The following is a 645-nucleotide window of genomic DNA, read 5'->3' as shown; positions in this document are numbered from 1 at the left end:
ACTCCGATTACTTTTTTTGCTTTTTTAGCAAAGATTTGCGAAATTGTTCCCGTGCCGCAATATAGATCGTAAACTGTCTTGTTATCTATTTCTCCGGCAAATTCTACCGCTCTATTGTATAGATTTTCAGCCCCTTTTGGATTTGGTTGGAAGAATGAGAATGGACTTATATTAAAAATTAATCCATTAATTTTTTCTGTTAAATGCTCTTCTCCCCAAATTTTCGTAATTGTATCGGGCTTGATTGCATCAGAAATTGAATCTGAAATTGTGTGGTAAAATGAAGTTATTTTTCCTTCAATATTCATACTTTGGAAGCCTGAAATGAAGTCATCAAAAATTTCTTGAGTAAGCTTATCAGTTGTTGCTGTTACAAGATTTAGCATGAATGCTTTTTGATAAAATGAATATCTTATTACAAAAAACTTTAAAAATCCATGATGTGAAACTTTATGGTAAAAATCAAATTCATATTTTCTAAAGAAATTTTGTGTGTATTCTCGTATTACTTCAAAATCAGTGTGCGATATTTGACATCCTCCATCTTCAACTATTTCATAAAAACGACCGACTTTATGCATTCCTAATGTCAATGGTCCATGCTTAACTTCGTCACCAAATGTGTATTCCATCTTATTTCTGTAG

General features: G+C 31.5%; 1 pseudogene. It reads right to left on the bottom strand.

Annotation, left to right across the window (positions count from 1 at the left end):
- Positions 1–632: pseudogene (locus ABGF48_RS08455) on the bottom strand (23S rRNA (uracil(1939)-C(5))-methyltransferase RlmD); the annotation flags it as partial.
- Positions 633–645: the final 13 nt, after the last annotated feature.

The sequence above is a fragment of the Helcococcus bovis genome (assembly GCF_046035835.1).
Lineage (GTDB): Bacteria > Bacillota > Clostridia > Tissierellales > Peptoniphilaceae > Helcococcus > Helcococcus bovis.
This window is presented reverse-complemented; position numbering and strand designations above follow the sequence as displayed.